Genomic DNA, 16,290 nt, shown 5'->3' with positions numbered 1-16,290 from the left:
CTTACGCTAACATTTTATGTCTTCCTTACGACAGAAATCTGCTATTTCAGCCGTGATTCGTGATCGTGAATGGGTTTCATTTTCACCAATATTGCGGGCCGGTGAAAAATACCCGATAACCCGATGAGATTGTTTAGCGAATAACATTTATTGCCATTATCCGTCAGGTATGCGTATGCAACGATATGATTCAGGCGCCGCTCGCGGCCCCGCTTTTCACGAAGTTCTGGCCCGCCAGGACTGGCAGAACCAGACTATCACTCACCTCAACCGACTGCCCGCTCATCCCTCTTTTGCCAGCTGGCGCGATGCCGATGCGGCGCGCGACAACCGCCCTTCTGACCGACGTCGTCAACTGGACGGCGAATGGCAATTTTCCTATGCCCGCAGTCCATTTCAGGTGGATGCCAGCTGGCTACTGCATGACCTGCCCGACAGCCGCCCGACGCCGGTGCCTTCAAACTGGCAAATGGAGGGCTATGACGCGCCGATATACAGCAACGTCCGCTATCCGATTGATACCGTGCCGCCGCGGGTGCCCGAAGACAACCCTACCGGCTGCTATTCGTTACAGTTGACCGTCGATGAGGGGTGGCGGGCCGAAGGGCAAACGCAAATTATCTTTGATGGCGTCAACTCCGCCTTTCATCTGTGGTGCAACGGCGAGTGGGTCGGCTACTCCCAGGATAGCCGCCTGCCCGCCGCCTTTGATTTAAGCCCGTATCTGCAGCCAGGCGCCAACCGCCTGTGCGTGATGGTGATGCGCTGGAGCGCGGGCAGTTGGCTTGAAGATCAGGATATGTGGCGCATGAGCGGTATCTTCCGTTCGGTCTGGCTGTTGCATAAACCGCAGGCCCGCTTCAGCGATGTGCAATTAACCCCGCAGCTCGATGCTCTATATCGCGACGCGCAATTGCAGGTCAAACTTAGCGTCGAGGCCGCGCCTGAAGCGCTGGCGGCGTTGGAAGTGGAGGTCGCGCTGTGGGATGGCGAGACACGGATTGCCAGCCAGCGCCAGCCGCTGGGTACGCCGATTGTTGATGAACGCGGCAGCTACGGCGAGCGGGCAATCGTCAATCTCGACGTCGAGCGCCCGCGACTGTGGAGCGCCGAGCAGCCGCATTGCTACCGCGCGGTGGTGTCGCTATGGCGCGGCGAGACGTTGCTGGAAGCGGAAGCCTGGGACATGGGTTTTCGCCAGGTCGAAATCCGTGACGGGCTACTGTTACTCAATGGCAAGCCGCTGCTGATTCGCGGCGTCAACCGCCACGAACATCATCATCAGCGCGGCCAGGTGGTCAACGAAGAGGATATGGTGCAGGACATTCTGCTGATGAAGCAGAACAATTTCAACGCCGTGCGCTGTTCGCACTACCCCAACGCCCCGCGCTGGTACGAGCTATGCAACCGCTACGGCCTGTACGTGGTAGACGAAGCCAATATCGAAACTCACGGCATGGTGCCGATGAATCGGCTGTCTGACGATCCGACCTGGCTTGCCGCTTACAGCGCGCGCGTCACCCGTATGGTCCAGAGCAACCGCAACCATCCCTCGATCATTATCTGGTCGCTGGGTAATGAGTCCGGCTGCGGCGACAACCATCAGGCCATGTACCAATGGTTGAAGCACAACGATCCTTCGAGGCCGGTACAGTATGAAGGCGGCGGCGCCGACAGCAGCGCCACCGATATTATCTGCCCGATGTACGCCCGCGTAGAGCGCGACCAGCCCTTCCCGGCGGTGCCCAAATGGTCGATCAAGAAGTGGATCGGGATGCCTGGCGAACAGCGTCCGTTGATCCTCTGCGAATACGCCCACGCGATGGGCAATAGCCTGGGCAATTTCGCCGATTACTGGCAAGCCTTCCGCGACTATCCACGCCTGCAGGGCGGTTTTATCTGGGATTGGGCCGACCAGGCAATCGAGAAAACATTCCCGGATGGTAGCGTCGGCTGGGCCTATGGCGGCGATTTCGGCGATAAGCCTAACGACCGGCAGTTCTGCATGAATGGCCTGGTATTCCCCGACCGGCGCGCCCATCCTTCGCTTATCGAGGCCAAACATGCGCAACAGTATTTCCAATTCGCCTTGCTCGAACAAAATCCGCTGCGGATTGCTATCACCAGCGAATACCTGTTCCGCGCCACCGATAACGAAACGCTGCGCTGGCGCGTAGAGTGCGCCGGAGAAACGATAGCCAGCGGCGACTTAGCGCTGACGCTGGCGCCGCAAGAACGGGCGGAATTCACCCTTAGCGACAGCCTGTCCCTGCCGCGCGGCGCCCGCGATGTCTGGCTGCAGCTCGAAGTGATCCAGCCACAGGCGACGTCATGGTCTGAGCCCGGTCATCGCGTCGCCTGGCAGCAGCTAACGCTTGCCGCGCCGCTGGCGCTATCAGAGACCTCCGCCGAAGGCCCGGCGCCCGTCCTGACGATTGAGCCCACGCTCTATCAGGTCAGCGTCGGATCCCAGCGCTGGGTTATCGATCGCCAAAGCGGACGTTTAAGCGAATGGTATTGCGCGGGAGAACAGCAACTGCTGACGCCGCTGGAGGATCAGTTTGTCCGTGCGCCGCTGGACAATGATATTGGCGTCAGCGAAGTCGAACGTATCGATCCGAACGCCTGGGTCGAGCGCTGGAAGAACGCCGGTCTGTACCAGTTGACGACCCGCTGTGTGAAATGCGAGGCGCAACAGCTACCGCGGGAGGTGATAGTTGATAGCTACTGGCACTATCTGCACGGCGAAGAGACGGTCATTGCCAGCCACTGGCGCATGACCTTCACCGCCGACGGCAAGCTCCAGCTCACCGTTGATGGCGAACGAGCCGCAACGTTACCGCCGCTGGCGCGCGTCGGGCTGCGCTTCCAGGTCGCCGATCAGCACGCTGAGGTCAGCTGGTTGGGATTAGGGCCGCACGAAAACTATCCGGATCGCAAAAGTAGCGCCTGTTTTTCACGCTGGCAACAGCCGCTGCGCGAGATGAGCACGCCCTATATCTTCCCCAGCGAAAACGGTCTGCGCTGCGATTGCAAAGCGCTGGACTGGGGACGCTGGCACGTCGCAGGCCAGTTCCACTTTTCGGTGCAGCCGTACAGTACGGAACAGCTGATGACGACCGATCACTGGCATCGCATGGCGCCGGAAAAAGGCGTCTGGATCACGCTCGACGGCCAGCATATGGGCGTGGGCGGCGATGATTCCTGGACACCAAGCGTTCTGCCACAGTGGCTGCTGCTCGAGGCCCAATGGCGCTATCAGGTTACGCTTCATTGTCAATAATAACGGGGGCTTCGGCCCCCACCGCACAGGTATAATAAGATATGAAACTCTCTGAACTCACGCCCCGCGAACGGCACAATTTTATCTATTTCATGCTGTTCTTTTTCTTTTACTATTTCATTATGTCGGCTTACTTTCCCTTTTTTCCGGTGTGGCTGGCGGAAGTAAACCATTTAACGAAAACCGAAACAGGGATTGTTTTCTCCTCCATTTCGCTGTTCGCGATAATTTTCCAACCGGTGTTTGGCCTGATTTCCGATAAGCTCGGGCTGCGTAAACATCTGCTGTGGACCATTACCGTACTGCTTATTTTATTCGCCCCGTTCTTTATTTTTATCTTCTCGCCGCTGCTGCAAATAAACATTATCGCCGGCGCTCTGGTGGGGGGCGTTTATTTAGGCGTGGTATTTTCCAGCGGTTCTGGCGCTGTCGAGGCCTATATTGAACGCGTCAGCCGCGCCAACCGTTTTGAATATGGCAAAGTGCGCGTCTCGGGCTGCGTCGGCTGGGCGCTTTGCGCGTCAATTACCGGTATCTTATTCGGCATCGACCCGAATATTACCTTCTGGATAGCCTCCGGTTTTGCGCTGGTGCTTGGCGTGTTGTTATGGCTATCGCGTCCGGAAGCCAGCAGCAGCGCGCAGGTTATTGACGCCATCGGCGCCAACCGCCAGGCCTTTTCTCTACGTACGGCGGCCGAACTGCTGCGAATGCCGCGCTTCTGGGGATTTATTATTTATGTGGTGGGCGTCGCCAGCGTGTATGACGTTTTCGACCAGCAGTTCGCAAACTTTTTTAAAGGCTTTTTCGCCACACCGCAGCGCGGGACCGAGGTCTTCGGCTTTGTCACCACCGGCGGTGAATTACTCAACGCGATGATTATGTTCTGCGCCCCGGCAATTATTAACCGTATCGGTGCGAAAAACGCCCTGCTGACGGCCGGCATAATTATGTCGATGCGCATTCTCGGATCTTCATTTGCGACTTCGGCGGTGGAAGTGGTCATTTTAAAAATGCTGCACATGTTTGAATTACCGTTCCTGCTGGTCGGGACCTTCAAATATATATCTTCCGCATTTAACCCTAAGCTTTCCGCCACCCTATTTTTAATCGGCTTTAACCTGTCGAAACAGCTTTCCGGCGTAGTGCTTTCGGCCTGGGTCGGGAGGATGTACGACACCGTGGGTTTTCACCAGGCCTACCTTATCCTCGGCTCAATCACCCTGAGCTTTACCCTGATATCGCTGTTTACCTTAAAAGGCGGTAAGACGCTGCTACCCGCGGCAGAGTATAACAACGCGGCCTGAGAGATTAACGTTCCGTCAGGGATGACGGCAACGCCGCTTTAATTTGCGTTTGCCCACCGTTGTTTTCCAGTTCGTAGAGGCGGCACTCCGCTCGCGCCGAGATCAATTGCGCCAGCTCAGCCGAATGGCTGGTGAGCCAGATCTGGCTATAGCGTGATGCCTCGACAATCAGTCGCGCCAGCGCCGGGAACATCTGGCGATGCAGGCTGTTTTCCGGCTCATTAATGGCGAGAAACGCCGGCGGCCGTGGGCTGAGCAAAGCTACCGCCAGGCACAAAAAACGCAGGGTGCCGTCAGACATCTCCGCCGCCAGCAGAGGCCGATAAATCCCCTCCCGGCGCATCTTCATCACGAAACGCGAGTTTTCGTTCTCGCAGAAAAAGGTACAGTCGGGAAACGCTTCGCCGAGGATTTCATGCAGCAACTCCTCAGCGCCGATTTCGACGATAGTCTGAAAGGCCGCCGCCAGATTGCCGCCATCGCTATCGAGCACCGGTGAACGATAGCCGACCGTCGGCTGGCGTAGCGGTGAAAGCCTGCCGATGGCAAACTCATGGTAAAAACGCCAGCGGCGCATGGTCTCCCGCACGCGCGACACTTCCGGGAAACGATGCGGCTCGCCTAGCTGGCCGAAAATAGACTCGTTTTCGTAAATAGTATCGGTGAAGGTACTTTTTTCACCGTTGACGTCGACCAGGAACGCCGCCTGGTTTTTCCGCTGCAGTACACGCGACGACGGCCGGCGGTTAAAGCCCGACAGCCAGATATTCTCTTCTTTAACGATCGGATCGAGCATGAATTGCGTCGGATACGGCAGTTTTTCCGGAAATCCGACCTGCAATTCATATTCAAATTCATCGGTCAGGCAGGCGATTTGCAGACGCCGCGGATGGCGATCGGTTGGCGCCTGCTTTCCCGACCACATGATATTCTCCAGTCCGCCCTCCTCGCTGACATAGCTGGAAAACTGGCCGTCAGCCGAGGCGGTTAACAGATGGATCGCTTTGTAGATATTCGATTTTCCGCAACCGTTAGGGCCGAACACAATGTTCAGCGGCCCCAGTTCCAGTTCAATCTCTCTGACTGAACGGAAGTTGTTAATACGAATACGGTTAATCATGCCATTCCTCAGGCGCGCCGACGCTCAACTGAGCGATTTTTTCATGCCACGCGTTAAGGCGACTCTGGCGAGCTTATCGGCATCCAGGTGTGTATCACTAAACACGCCGAAAAACAGGCGTTCATTATCAATAACCTGCGACACCACCCGGTAGTTCAGCGGCAGCCCGGATGGCGCGCCGTACTGCGCAGGGGTGACGGAAACTTCCGTCGCGGTGTCGGCGACGCTGACCAGCAGACCATCTGCTTTGCCGCCTACCAGCATGACCTTAATTAACGGGTGCACTGTGTTCCTCCCGAGTGGGGTCAAAAATGTCATTGAACAAGTCCCAGGCCACGCCCAAGCGTCGCAGGAAAAAACATCGTCGTAAGTACTTTTTTATAGTTCATAGCGGCCTGGAATATAAAAAAAAACAAATTGCACTTTGTAAGCACGCATTATTAGTAGTAAAGGCCGACAAATGATGAAGGAAAAAAGTGGAATTGTGAATCTTAACAACTCTTATTTGTTGCGCCGGGCATTGAGAATGGTCGCAAAATGTACATTGGTTACAGTGGCATGCCGTGCGTTTTGATAGCCCGTACAAGGCGCAAAGCGTCGCCTCCGGGGAAAAACCCTGGCGGCGACGGGTCGCACAGTATCTACAAGCCGCGATTTTTCAACATCGGCTCGATCAGCGGATCGTGCCCGCGCCAGTCGCGATACAGCGCGTCGAGATCGCTGCTGTTACCGCGCGATAAGATCGCCTCGCGGAAACGTTGACCGTTTTCCCGGGTTAATCCCCCCTGCTCGACAAACCACTGATAACCGTCGTCGGCGAGCATTTGCGTCCACAGATAGGCATAGTAGCCCGCCGCATAACCGCCGCCGAAAATATGTGAGAAATAGCTGCTGCGATAGCGCGGTGGAACCGCCGCCAGATCCATCTGCTCCTCGCGCAGCGATTGCTGTTCAAAAGCATCGACATCCTGCGGCAGCGCCTGCGTGGTGACGCTGTGCCAGCGCATGTCCAGCAGCGCCGCCGCCAGCAGTTCGCTCATGTCATAACCCTTATTGAACGTTGAGGCGCGGAACATGCTGTCGCGCAGATCGTCCGGCATAGCGTCGCCGGTCTGGTAGTGCTTCGCATAATGGGCGAAGACCTGCGGCTCGCGGGCCCAATGTTCATAAATCTGCGACGGAAACTCGACGAAATCGCGCGGCGTGTTGGTGCCTGAAAGGCTCGCATAGCGCTGGTTAGCGAACAGGCCGTGCAGCGCATGGCCAAATTCGTGGAACAGCGTGATGACGTCATCCCACGATAGCAGCGCGCAGCCGCCGGCTTTTGGTTTCTGGTAGTTGCAAACGTTGTAAATTACCGGACGCTGGGCACGCAGCGTCGATTGCTCGACGAACACGTCCATCCAGGCCCCGCCGCTTTTGCTGTCACGCGAGAAATAATCGCCGTAAAACAGCGCCATGCCTTCGCCGTTGGCATCAAAGATTTCCCATACCCGCACATCGGGATGGTAAAGCGGAATATCAAAACGTTCGACAAAACGGATGCCAAACAGCTGGGAGGCGGTCCAGAAAACGCCATCTTCCAGCACCCGGTCCAGAGCGAAATAGGGTTTTAGCTGCGCTTCATCGATGGCGAATTTAGCGCGCCGCACCTGCTCGCCGTAATATAACCAGTCCCAGGCCGTAGCCTGAAAATCGCCGCCCTCTTCATCAATAACCCGCTGGATGTCGGCAAGCTCCTGTTCGGCGCGGCGGCGGGCCGCAGGCGCGATGCGGCGCATAAAGGCAAGCGCCTCAGACGGCGTTTTCGCCATCTGGTCGGCCATCGACCAGCTCGCGTAATCGGCGACGCCCAGCAATTCAGCCTTACGCGCGCGGATTTCCGCCAGCCGCAAAACCAGTTCACGAGTGTCGTTGGCATCGCCCTTCTGGTTACGCGTCCAGCCCGCGGCGAACAAATTGCGCCGGGTCTGGCGATCGGCAAGTGCCTGCAGCGCCGGTTGCTGGGTGGTATTGGTCAGCGCCAGCAGCCAACGGTCGTGCAGGCCTTTGTCGCGCGCGGCATCGGCGGCGGCGGCAATCTCATCCGCGGCCAGTCCGTCAAGCTGGTGTTGATAATCAACGACCAGACCGCCGGACTTCACCGCCGCCAGCAGACGCTGCTGGAACTGACTTTGCAGTGACGCTTCCTCGGTATTCAACGCTTTTAGCGCAGTTTTCTGCTCTTGCGCCAACGCGGCTCCCGCCAGCTGAAAACGCTGCCAGCTCACCTCGAGCAGACGACGCGACTCCGGATCCAGACTCAGGGCGTCGCGCTGCTGCCAGACCTGTTTAACACGCTGGTATAGCGCCTCGTTGAGCCAGATATCGTTGCCAAGCTCGGCGAGCTCGGCGGAAAACTGTTCGTCCAGTTGCTGTATCAGCGGATTGGTATTCGCCCCGGCCATCGCGAAAAAGACTCGGGTCACCCGCCCCAGCAACTGACCGCTCTGCTCCAGCGCGACCATGGTATTGTCAAAATCCGCCGGCGCCGGGTTATTGATTATCGCCGCAATCTCCTCGCGCTGGCGCCGTACGCCCTCATCAAAAGCCGGGCGATAATGACTATCTTCAATCAAATCAAAATGCGGCGCCTGGTACGGCAGCAGGCTGACGTGTAAAAAGGGGTTATTGTCCGACATCATTCTCTCCTGAACGCGGGTATCCACTAAGATTAGGCAACTCATTGATTGGCCGCAATGATTTATCCAGCCAGCGCGTTATACCAACAGATGACGATACGATTTTCCTTTACCGCGCGGCGTTATCGCGTGCTATGTTATGACAACACAAAAAGCGTTGAGGAACAGTAAGATGATTATTCTGGTGACTGGTGCAACTGCTGGATTTGGCGAAAGTATTACTCGTCGTTTTATCGCTAATGGCCACAAAGTTATCGCCACCGGGCGTCGTGAAGAGCGCCTGAAGTCGCTCAAAGAGGAGCTTGGCGATAACCTGTATACCGCGCAACTCGACGTGCGTAATCGCGCCGCCATCGAAGAGATGATCGCCGGGTTGCCTGCACAGTGGCAGGCTATCGATGTTCTGGTGAATAACGCCGGCCTGGCGTTAGGTCTGGAACCCGCCCATCGCGCCAGCGTTGAAGATTGGGAAGACATGATCGATACCAATAATAAAGGCCTGGTGTACATGACCCGCGCGGTGCTGCCGGGGATGGTTGAGCGTAATCGCGGCCATATTATTAATATCGGTTCGACCGCCGGCAGTTGGCCCTACGCTGGCGGTAACGTCTACGGCGCGACCAAAGCGTTCGTGCGCCAGTTCAGTCTGAATCTGCGCACCGATTTGCACGGTACCGCGATTCGCGTCACCGATGTCGAGCCGGGCCTGGTAGGCGGCACCGAGTTCTCCAACGTGCGTTTTAAAGGCGACGATGCGAAAGCCGGTAAAACTTATGAGAACACCCAGGCGCTGACGCCGGAAGATGTCACCGAAGCGGTGTGGTGGGTCGCGAATCTGCCGAAACACGTCAACATTAACACGCTGGAAATGATGCCGGTCAGCCAGAGCTTTGCCGGTCTCAGCGTCCATCGTGAGGGCTAACGTCCTCTGCGGCCTGGCCTGCGGGCCAGGTCTGGGCGGAACGGCAAAAAACGAGTAAAATAATGCTCATAACCCATTAAAAAGTAATCATCAATGGCCGCAGAAACGCAACTGAATCCGACCCAGCCCGTCAATCAGCAAATCTATCGCATCCTTCGCCGGGATATTGTCCATTGCCTGATCCCGCCGGGAACCCCGCTGTCGGAGAAAGAGGTGTCGGTGCGATTTGATGTCTCTCGCCAGCCGGTACGCGAAGCCTTTATCAAATTGGCGGAAAACGGGCTGATTCAGATCCGCCCACAGCGCGGCAGCTATGTGAATAAAATCTCGATGACCCAGGTGCGTAACGGCTGTTTCGTGCGCCAGGCCATTGAGTGCGCGGTAGTGCGCCGCGCGGGATCGATGATAAACGATGAACAGCTCTATCAGCTGGAGCAAAACCTCAACCAGCAGCGTGTGGCGGTAGAGCGTCAGCAGCTCAATGATTTTTTCCAGCTCGATGACGAATTTCACCAGAAATTGTCTCTTATCGCCGACTGCCAGCTGGCGTGGGACACCATTGAAAATATCAAAGCAACCATCGACCGGGTGCGTTATATGAGTCTCGATCACGTGACCCCGCCGGATATGCTGCTGCGTCAACATCTCGATATCTTTAAAGCGCTGGAAAAACGCGATCTTGATGCCGTCGAACAGGCGATGAATATCCATCTACATGAAATTAGCGAGTCGGTTTTGTTGATTCGTCAGGAAAATAGCGAGTGGTTCAGCGAAGAATAATGGGATAAACGGCAGCCAACGTTGCGTCAGCTGCCGTAAAATAGATTACCGCACCACTAACACCGGAACTTTGGCATAGCGTAAAACGGATTCAGCGTTTGAACCAAGAAGATGGGTTGAAATACCCGGTTTGCGAGAGCCAATAACGATAACGTCAAAATTCTCTTTTTCGCTCAGCGCTAATATTTCATCGCGCACATTGCCAAAAACAATGCGGGTATGGATCCGCGTCGCCGGGGTAGAAAACAACCGCGAGAGATCGCGCATTTTCTTTTCCGACTCCTCTTTCATATAGGCTTCAAATTTACGAATATCCGCCGTAAAGCCGCGCAGCAAAGAACTGGTGCTGTTAGGCAGCACGTTCAGCAACGTGATTTCACCCTCTTCGGCAGATGCTAAAAAATCCGCGTGACGAACGGCCTTATCGCTTAAATCCATTTCAAAAACATCGACCGGCAACAGTATTTTTTTGTACATAGCCTGAGCTCCTTAGTCCTGAAGAAACCGTTGGGGTGATTTTATTCTGCCATATTTAAACGTATGGGAATACGATCAATCACCCAAATAAATACTTCAGTAATAAAAATAAACTTCAACAATATATAATTAATTATAGATATTTAGAGTTATGTACAGGCGGGGAATATCACAAGATATTCGTATTGCTAATACAAAAATAGCCCAGCACGCAATACGTTGCCGGGCTATTCATCGTCGGACGTTTTTACTGGCCTTTAGCCCATTCGGCAACGGTCGCCTTCGCGCCGTGAATCTGTAAAGAGAGATACGCCGCCGTCACCGCATCGACAAAACGCGGTTCCTGCGGCAGGCTATCGCCGAAAATGGCCTTAATACCCAGCAGCGCCTGCACGCGCTCGCTACCCTCTTTACTGCCCTGCACCGCCTGTTGAATTACCGGCAGCAGCGGATCGCTGATTTCAATTGCCTGCCCCTGATCATCGACGCCGCTCACGTAGCGCATCCAGCCGGCAATACCCAGCGCCAGCAGGCTGAAATCACTGTGATGCGCCAGGTGCCAGCGAACGGAGTCCAACATACGCTGCGGGAGCTTCTGGCTTCCGTCCATCGCAATCTGCCAGGTGCGATGCTTAAGCGCCGGATTACTATAACGCTCAATGAGCAAACCAGCATAACGCGCCAGATCCACGCCCTGTACACTCAGCGTCGGCGCTTGCTCTTGCAACATTAACGCCTGCGCGGCGCGGCGGTAGTTATCATCCTGCATGCAATCATTGATATGCTGATAACCGGCGAGATAGCCCAGATAAGCGAGGAACGAATGGCTGCCGTTGAGCATTCGCAGCTTCATCTCTTCAAACGGCACGACGTCAGTGACCAGCTCCGCCCCGGCTTTCTCCCACTGCGGACGACCAGCCACGAAATTATCTTCGATAACCCACTGGCGGAACGGTTCACAGGCCACGCCGGCCGGGTCGCGCACCCCGGTGAGTTGTTCAATTTTATCCAGCGTATCAGCGGTCACTGCCGGAACGATCCGGTCGACCATTGTGGAAGGGAACGTCACGTTCTGCTCAATCCACTGCGCCAGTTCGTCATCAACGGCGCGGGCATACGCACAAACTACGTTGCGCATTACGTGGCCGTTTTCCGGCATGTTATCGCAGGACATGACGCTGAAAGGCGGCAGACCGGCGGCGCGGCGGCGCGCCAGCGCTTCTACCACCACGCCCGGAGCCGATTTCGGCTGGTGTGGAGTTTGCAGATCGGCGGCAATCAGTGGGTTATCGAGCTGCAGCTGGCCGGTGGCCGGAGAGTGGCAGTAGCCTTTTTCGGTGATGGTCAGCGAGACAATCGCCACCTGCGGTTCGCACATTTTTGCCAACACGCTTTCCAGGCCGTCGACCTGCGCATGCATCGCCTGCTTCACCACGCCGACGACGCGCGCGGTCCAGGCATCGGCGGACATTTCAGCCACCGTATAGAGCAGGTCCTGCTGTTGCAAATCGGCAACCTGCTGCTCACCGCCAATGAGGTTCACTTCGGTATAGCCCCAGTCGCTGCCGTGTTCGGCGGCAAGGATATCAGCGTAAACCGCCTGATGGGCGCGGTGGAAAGCCCCAAAACCGAGATGAACGATGCGAGAAACCAGCTTGCTGCGATCGTAAGAAGGAAGCGTTGCCCTAGCGTTTAAAAGCGTGTTTTCCATGGTGTCTCTCATTTTTATGATGACTGATAAATCATTCTCAAACAGAATGTTTTGGTGAGGTAAACCATCGCACGCAATTGGTATGACATCTTTGATTTCCATCAACTACCATACAAGAAGATTCAGCGCTGTCGCGTTTCGTGATCCTGCGCGCAATGGCGGGAATGAAGCCGGGAGTAAACCCGGCTATCAAGGGTTAACGATATGATTATGATTTCGCGTATTGGCGGTTCGCGCTTAGCGCCTGACGTGTACCAGCGTCTGCCGCATCATGGTCCAGACTCAGGTCACGGTCGCACACTTCCGGCATCAGTAATGACGAGATAAGACCGATAGCTGAATAGCAAATCAGCATCGCGACAATCGGCCACCACGAACCGGTTACGTTACAGAAGATACCGGCCAGTACCGGCCCGAATCCCACCGCCACCAGACCGCCGGCCTCTTTTGAGATAGCCATTCTGGTGAAGCGATTACGCGAGCCGAACATTTCCGCCATAGTGATATTTTCCAGCGCGAACAAGCCCAGCACCGCCACGTTATGAATGACAATCAGCGATAGCATAATCGTGCTGGCGCTGTAACTTTTATCGACAATAATAGCCAGCATCGGCCAGGCCAGAATAATGGCGGAAATATTCACGATAATATAAGGCAGACGGCGCCCAACTTTATCCGATAGCCAGCCTAACAGCGGGATAGTAATAAAACCAATCACTGAGCTAATCATTAAGGCATCGGTCGGAATAGCCTTATCAAATAATAGAGTCTGTACCAGATATCCAGCGAGGAATGTTTGCAACAAACCGGAATTACCGGCCTGTCCAAAGCGTAACCCGGTCGCCAACCAGAATGATTTGCTTTTTAACATCGCGCCGAACGTATTTTGCGCGGCGGCGGCTTTAGCCTGAATTTCATCGGCTTCATTGACCTGTTCAAATACCGGGCTCTCTTTCAGATTCAAACGCAACCAGATGGCAAAGATCATTACCACGACGCTTGCGAGGAACGGAATACGCCAGCCCCAGGCGATGAGCTGTTCGCGATCGAGCAGGAAGAACATTATCGCCCAGATGGCCGTGGCGCTCAGCGTCCCGCAGTTGGTGCCCATCGCCACCAGAGAAGAGATGATGCCGCGTTTGCCCTTTGGCGCATACTCCGCCAGCATGGTGCCGGCGCCGGAAATTTCAGCACCCGCCCCCAGCCCCTGAATAATACGCAGGGTCACCAGTAACACTGGAGCAAAAATGCCAATCTGCGCATAGGTAGGTAAAACGCCGATTAACGTGGTACAAATTCCCATCATGGTGATGGTAATAAACAGAACTTTTTTACGCCCGATGCGGTCCCCCATTTTACCGAATATAAAAGCGCCGACGATCCGCGCAATATATCCTGCGCCATAGGTTCCCATCGCTAATATCAGCGCCATGGCCGCCGACTGTTCCGGGAAAAATATCTCATGAAAGACCAGCGCGGCGCCTAAAGAATAAAGCTGGAAATCCATAAATTCCAGTGCCGTGCCAAGCCAACCGGATACCGCGGCGCGGATAAGATCCGTGGTACTTCTCTCATTTTTAGCTGTCGTCATAATAATAATCTCTAAAGTAGGATACAGCGAGGTTATTTATATTTATGCGTTGAAGGTTAATAACACCTTACAACAATGCTTGCGGTCTTCTTCAAATAACGTCATGGCATCGACAACATGCTCGAAAGCAAACTGATGGGTGATTAGCCGATCAGGATTAATTAATCCGTTTGCCAACCATTCGAGAACCAGCGGGAATTTATTGGCATTAAGTCTGGATGAATAAATAGTGAGCTCTTTGCCGGTGATCCCCTGCTGAGCCACCATTGAAGGTTCGGTAGAAAAACCCATCAGTACGATCCTGCCCGCTGGCGAAGCCAGTGCGATAGCCTCTGCAAAAATCGCCGGATGGCAGGCGGCGTCGATAATCAGCGTCGGCCGGATCCCCTGCGCTTCCAGCGCCTGCGCCAGCGGCTGTTCCTGATTATTGATGGTCCAGTCAGCGCCGTTTTGCTGCGCCATCTGCAGCCGCTCGGGGATCCGATCGGCGACGATCACCTGCTGCACGTTATAGACGCGCTTGAGCACCTGAATGGTGGTCAGCCCCATTGGCCCGGCGCCGTAGACCAGCGCGATATCCTGTTCGCGTGGTTTAGCCTGGCCGGTGACATTCGCCGCAATGGTAAAGGGCTCCACCATTACCGCGTGATGGTCGCTCACATTCTCCGGTACCGGCCAGGCGTTTTTGGCCGGTACCACCGCGTATTCGCTAAACCCGCCATCGCGATGGACGCCCAGCACCACCAGCGAAGCGCAGACGTTGGGCTTACCAACCGAGCAGGGATAACAGTGGCCGCAGCTGATAACCGGATCAACCGTCACCCGCTGGCCTACGATTTTATCCGTCACGCCCTCGCCCACGGCATCAATCACGCCGAAAAACTCGTGGCCGATGACCCGCGGATATTTGGCGAACGGGTTATGTCCACGATAGATGTGGCTATCTGAGCCGCAAATTCCCGCCAGTTTCACCTTTACCCGCACTTCTCCATTTCCAGGCTGCGGCAGCGGCCGTTCTTCAATCGCCAGCGCGTTTGGCTGTTGGATAACAATGCTTTTCATTTTTCTCTCCTTACCAATTCCACAGCGTGCCATCTTCGAGGCGCGCCACCGGCAGACAGGCGGGTTCATAGGGGTATTTCGCCGCCAGCTTCTCGTCGAATTCGATGCCCAGCCCCGGTTTATCGCCCGGATGCATATAGCCATTGTCAAAACGCCAGCTATGCGGGAAGACCTCCAGCATCTGTTCGGAATAGCCCATGTACTCCTGCACGCCGAAATTTGGCACCCACAGGTCGAAATGCAGCGCCGCCGCCATGCATACCGGAGAGAGATCGGACGGCCCGTGAGAACCGGTACGTACCTGGTACAACGAAGCAAAATCGGCGATACGCCGCATGCCGCTGATCCCGCCGGCGTGGGTAATGGTGGTGCGGATATAATCAATGAGCTGCTCTTCAATCAGCTGTTTGCAATCCCAGATGCTATTAAAGACTTCGCCGACGGCAATCGGCGTGACGGTATGCTGGCGAATTAGGCGGAAGCAGTCCTGATTCTCTGCCGGTGTCGGATCTTCCATCCAGAACAGACGATACTCCTCAACGCTTTTACCAAAGCGCGCCGCCTCGATCGGCGTCAGGCGATGGTGCATGTCGTGCAGTAAGTGCTCGTTGAAACCAAATCGTTCGCGCACGGCGGCAAACAGGCGCGGGGTGAAATCGAGATATTTTTCCGTTGACCACAGCTGCTCTTCCGGCCACACGCCTTTGGTCGCCGGCTCGTACGCCTGACCTTTACCCTTGGCCATGCCGTAGGTGGTTTTCATCCCCGGAATACCGCACTGCACGCGAATCGCCTTAAAACCCATTTCCTGATGGCGGGCGTAGTCATCCAGTACTTCATCAATGGAATGACCGGTGGTGTGGCAGTAGACCATCACCCCTTCGCGCGAGGCGCCGCCCAGCAGTTGGTAAAGCGGCATTCCGGCGGCTTTGGCTTTGATATCCCACAGCGCCATATCAACGGCGGAAATCGCCGACATGGTCACCGGGCCGCGGCGCCAGTAGGCACCTTTGTAGAAGAACTGCCAGATATCTTCGATGCGGTGAGCATCACGGCCAATCAGCTGCGGGCAAAGGTGATCTTTCAGGTATGAGGCGACCGACAATTCACGGCCGTTGAGCGTGGCATCACCGAGGCCGACAATCCCTTCATCGGTGGTGATTTTTAAGGTGACGAAGTTACGCCCTGGGCAGGTAACGAACACGTCGGCGGCAACGATCTTCATGGGTAATTCCTTGCATCTGTACGGTTAGTGATCAAAATTAAATCACCAGACCTACTACCATACAAGTATGATATTTAAAAAAGATGCGAAGGATCACAAACGGGTTTGGTTGCGGGGGGCGACTGGCGCCC

Annotated in this window: 12 protein-coding genes; 4 read left to right on the top strand and 8 right to left on the bottom strand. The window is 55.5% G+C overall.

From position 1 onward, the window contains the following. The first annotated feature begins 175 nt into the window (after nucleotides 1–175). Both PGR10_RS02680 and PGR10_RS02675 read left to right on the top strand, forming a co-directional pair. Nucleotides 176–3,283, top strand: coding sequence for a beta-galactosidase (locus PGR10_RS02680; RefSeq protein ID WP_430922872.1), 3,108 nt, complete (start codon nucleotides 176–178; stop codon nucleotides 3,281–3,283). 41 nt (nucleotides 3,284–3,324) lie between these two features. After that, complete coding sequence (locus PGR10_RS02675) at nucleotides 3,325–4,590, top strand: MFS transporter (RefSeq protein ID WP_430922871.1); 1,266 nt, start codon at nucleotides 3,325–3,327, stop codon at nucleotides 4,588–4,590. Nucleotides 4,591–4,594: 4 nt separating this feature from the next. Here PGR10_RS02675 and PGR10_RS02670 read toward each other — a convergent pair whose 3' ends face one another. The 3 genes from PGR10_RS02670 to dcp form a co-directional block, all read right to left on the bottom strand. Then, entirely contained in the window at nucleotides 4,595–5,710 is a 1,116-nt protein-coding gene (locus PGR10_RS02670) for an AAA family ATPase (RefSeq protein WP_087860684.1), read from the bottom strand. A gap of 24 nt (nucleotides 5,711–5,734) precedes the next feature. After that, entirely contained in the window at nucleotides 5,735–5,995 is a 261-nt protein-coding gene (locus PGR10_RS02665; RefSeq protein ID WP_015705301.1) for a hypothetical protein, read from the bottom strand. Nucleotides 5,996–6,351: 356 nt separating this feature from the next. After that, the gene (gene dcp / locus PGR10_RS02660; RefSeq protein ID WP_430922870.1) at nucleotides 6,352–8,391 is read right to left on the bottom strand and encodes a peptidyl-dipeptidase Dcp; all 2,040 of its coding nucleotides are present in this window, start codon (nucleotides 8,389–8,391) and stop codon (nucleotides 6,352–6,354) included. A 172-nt stretch (nucleotides 8,392–8,563) separates the two neighbouring features. On the opposite strand from dcp, the gene ydfG reads away from it, so the two are divergent. Beyond that, nucleotides 8,564–9,313, top strand: coding sequence for a bifunctional NADP-dependent 3-hydroxy acid dehydrogenase/3-hydroxypropionate dehydrogenase YdfG (gene ydfG, locus PGR10_RS02655; RefSeq protein ID WP_213794103.1), 750 nt, complete (start codon nucleotides 8,564–8,566; stop codon nucleotides 9,311–9,313). Nucleotides 9,314–9,406: 93 nt separating this feature from the next. Continuing rightward, nucleotides 9,407–10,093 (top strand): GntR family transcriptional regulator, encoded by a 687-nt coding sequence (locus PGR10_RS02650; RefSeq protein WP_087860681.1) that lies wholly within the window; start codon nucleotides 9,407–9,409, stop codon nucleotides 10,091–10,093. Between the two features lie 45 nt (nucleotides 10,094–10,138). Here PGR10_RS02650 and PGR10_RS02645 read toward each other — a convergent pair whose 3' ends face one another. The 5 genes from PGR10_RS02645 to manD all read right to left on the bottom strand — a co-directional run bounded on the left by PGR10_RS02645 (nucleotide 10,139) and on the right by manD (nucleotide 16,159). Then, the gene (locus PGR10_RS02645; RefSeq protein ID WP_430922869.1) at nucleotides 10,139–10,570 is read right to left on the bottom strand and encodes a universal stress protein; all 432 of its coding nucleotides are present in this window, start codon (nucleotides 10,568–10,570) and stop codon (nucleotides 10,139–10,141) included. Between the two features lie 247 nt (nucleotides 10,571–10,817). Further along, nucleotides 10,818–12,281 (bottom strand): mannitol dehydrogenase family protein, encoded by a 1,464-nt coding sequence (locus PGR10_RS02640; protein WP_430922868.1) that lies wholly within the window; start codon nucleotides 12,279–12,281, stop codon nucleotides 10,818–10,820. Between the two features lie 208 nt (nucleotides 12,282–12,489). Then, nucleotides 12,490–13,872 (bottom strand): MFS transporter, encoded by a 1,383-nt coding sequence (locus tag PGR10_RS02635; protein ID WP_087860678.1) that lies wholly within the window; start codon nucleotides 13,870–13,872, stop codon nucleotides 12,490–12,492. 42 nt (nucleotides 13,873–13,914) lie between these two features. Then, nucleotides 13,915–14,934 (bottom strand): Zn-dependent oxidoreductase, encoded by a 1,020-nt coding sequence (locus tag PGR10_RS02630; protein ID WP_430922867.1) that lies wholly within the window; start codon nucleotides 14,932–14,934, stop codon nucleotides 13,915–13,917. 10 nt (nucleotides 14,935–14,944) lie between these two features. Continuing rightward, a complete protein-coding gene (gene manD, locus PGR10_RS02625) occupies nucleotides 14,945–16,159 on the bottom strand; it encodes a D-mannonate dehydratase ManD (protein ID WP_087860676.1) in 1,215 nt (404 codons plus the stop codon). Nucleotides 16,160–16,290: the final 131 nt, after the last annotated feature.

Origin of the sequence: Klebsiella sp. 141198, from assembly GCF_050600785.1 — a bacterium.
GTDB classification, from domain to species: Bacteria; Pseudomonadota; Gammaproteobacteria; order Enterobacterales; family Enterobacteriaceae; genus Klebsiella; species Klebsiella aerogenes.
The sequence above is the reverse complement of the archived record's forward strand: the minus strand, read 5'-3'. Positions and strand labels throughout refer to the sequence as shown.

Bases quoted from the DNA above. Each gene is read 5' to 3' on its own strand.
- PGR10_RS02680 (WP_430922872.1), top strand. From the start codon at position 176: ATGCAACGATATGATTCAGGCGCCGCTCGCGGCCCCGCTTTTCACGAA.
- PGR10_RS02675 (WP_430922871.1), top strand. From the start codon at position 3,325: ATGAAACTCTCTGAACTCACGCCCCGCGAACGGCACAATTTTATCTAT.
- PGR10_RS02670 (WP_087860684.1), bottom strand. From the start codon at position 5,710: ATGATTAACCGTATTCGTATTAACAACTTCCGTTCAGTCAGAGAGATT.
- dcp (WP_430922870.1), bottom strand. From the start codon at position 8,391: ATGTCGGACAATAACCCCTTTTTACACGTCAGCCTGCTGCCGTACCAG.
- ydfG (WP_213794103.1), top strand. From the start codon at position 8,564: ATGATTATTCTGGTGACTGGTGCAACTGCTGGATTTGGCGAAAGTATT.
- PGR10_RS02650 (WP_087860681.1), top strand. From the start codon at position 9,407: ATGGCCGCAGAAACGCAACTGAATCCGACCCAGCCCGTCAATCAGCAA.
- PGR10_RS02645 (WP_430922869.1), bottom strand. From the start codon at position 10,570: ATGTACAAAAAAATACTGTTGCCGGTCGATGTTTTTGAAATGGATTTA.
- PGR10_RS02640 (WP_430922868.1), bottom strand. From the start codon at position 12,281: ATGGAAAACACGCTTTTAAACGCTAGGGCAACGCTTCCTTCTTACGAT.
- PGR10_RS02635 (WP_087860678.1), bottom strand. From the start codon at position 13,872: ATGACGACAGCTAAAAATGAGAGAAGTACCACGGATCTTATCCGCGCC.
- PGR10_RS02630 (WP_430922867.1), bottom strand. From the start codon at position 14,934: ATGAAAAGCATTGTTATCCAACAGCCAAACGCGCTGGCGATTGAAGAA.
- manD (WP_087860676.1), bottom strand. From the start codon at position 16,159: ATGAAGATCGTTGCCGCCGACGTGTTCGTTACCTGCCCAGGGCGTAAC.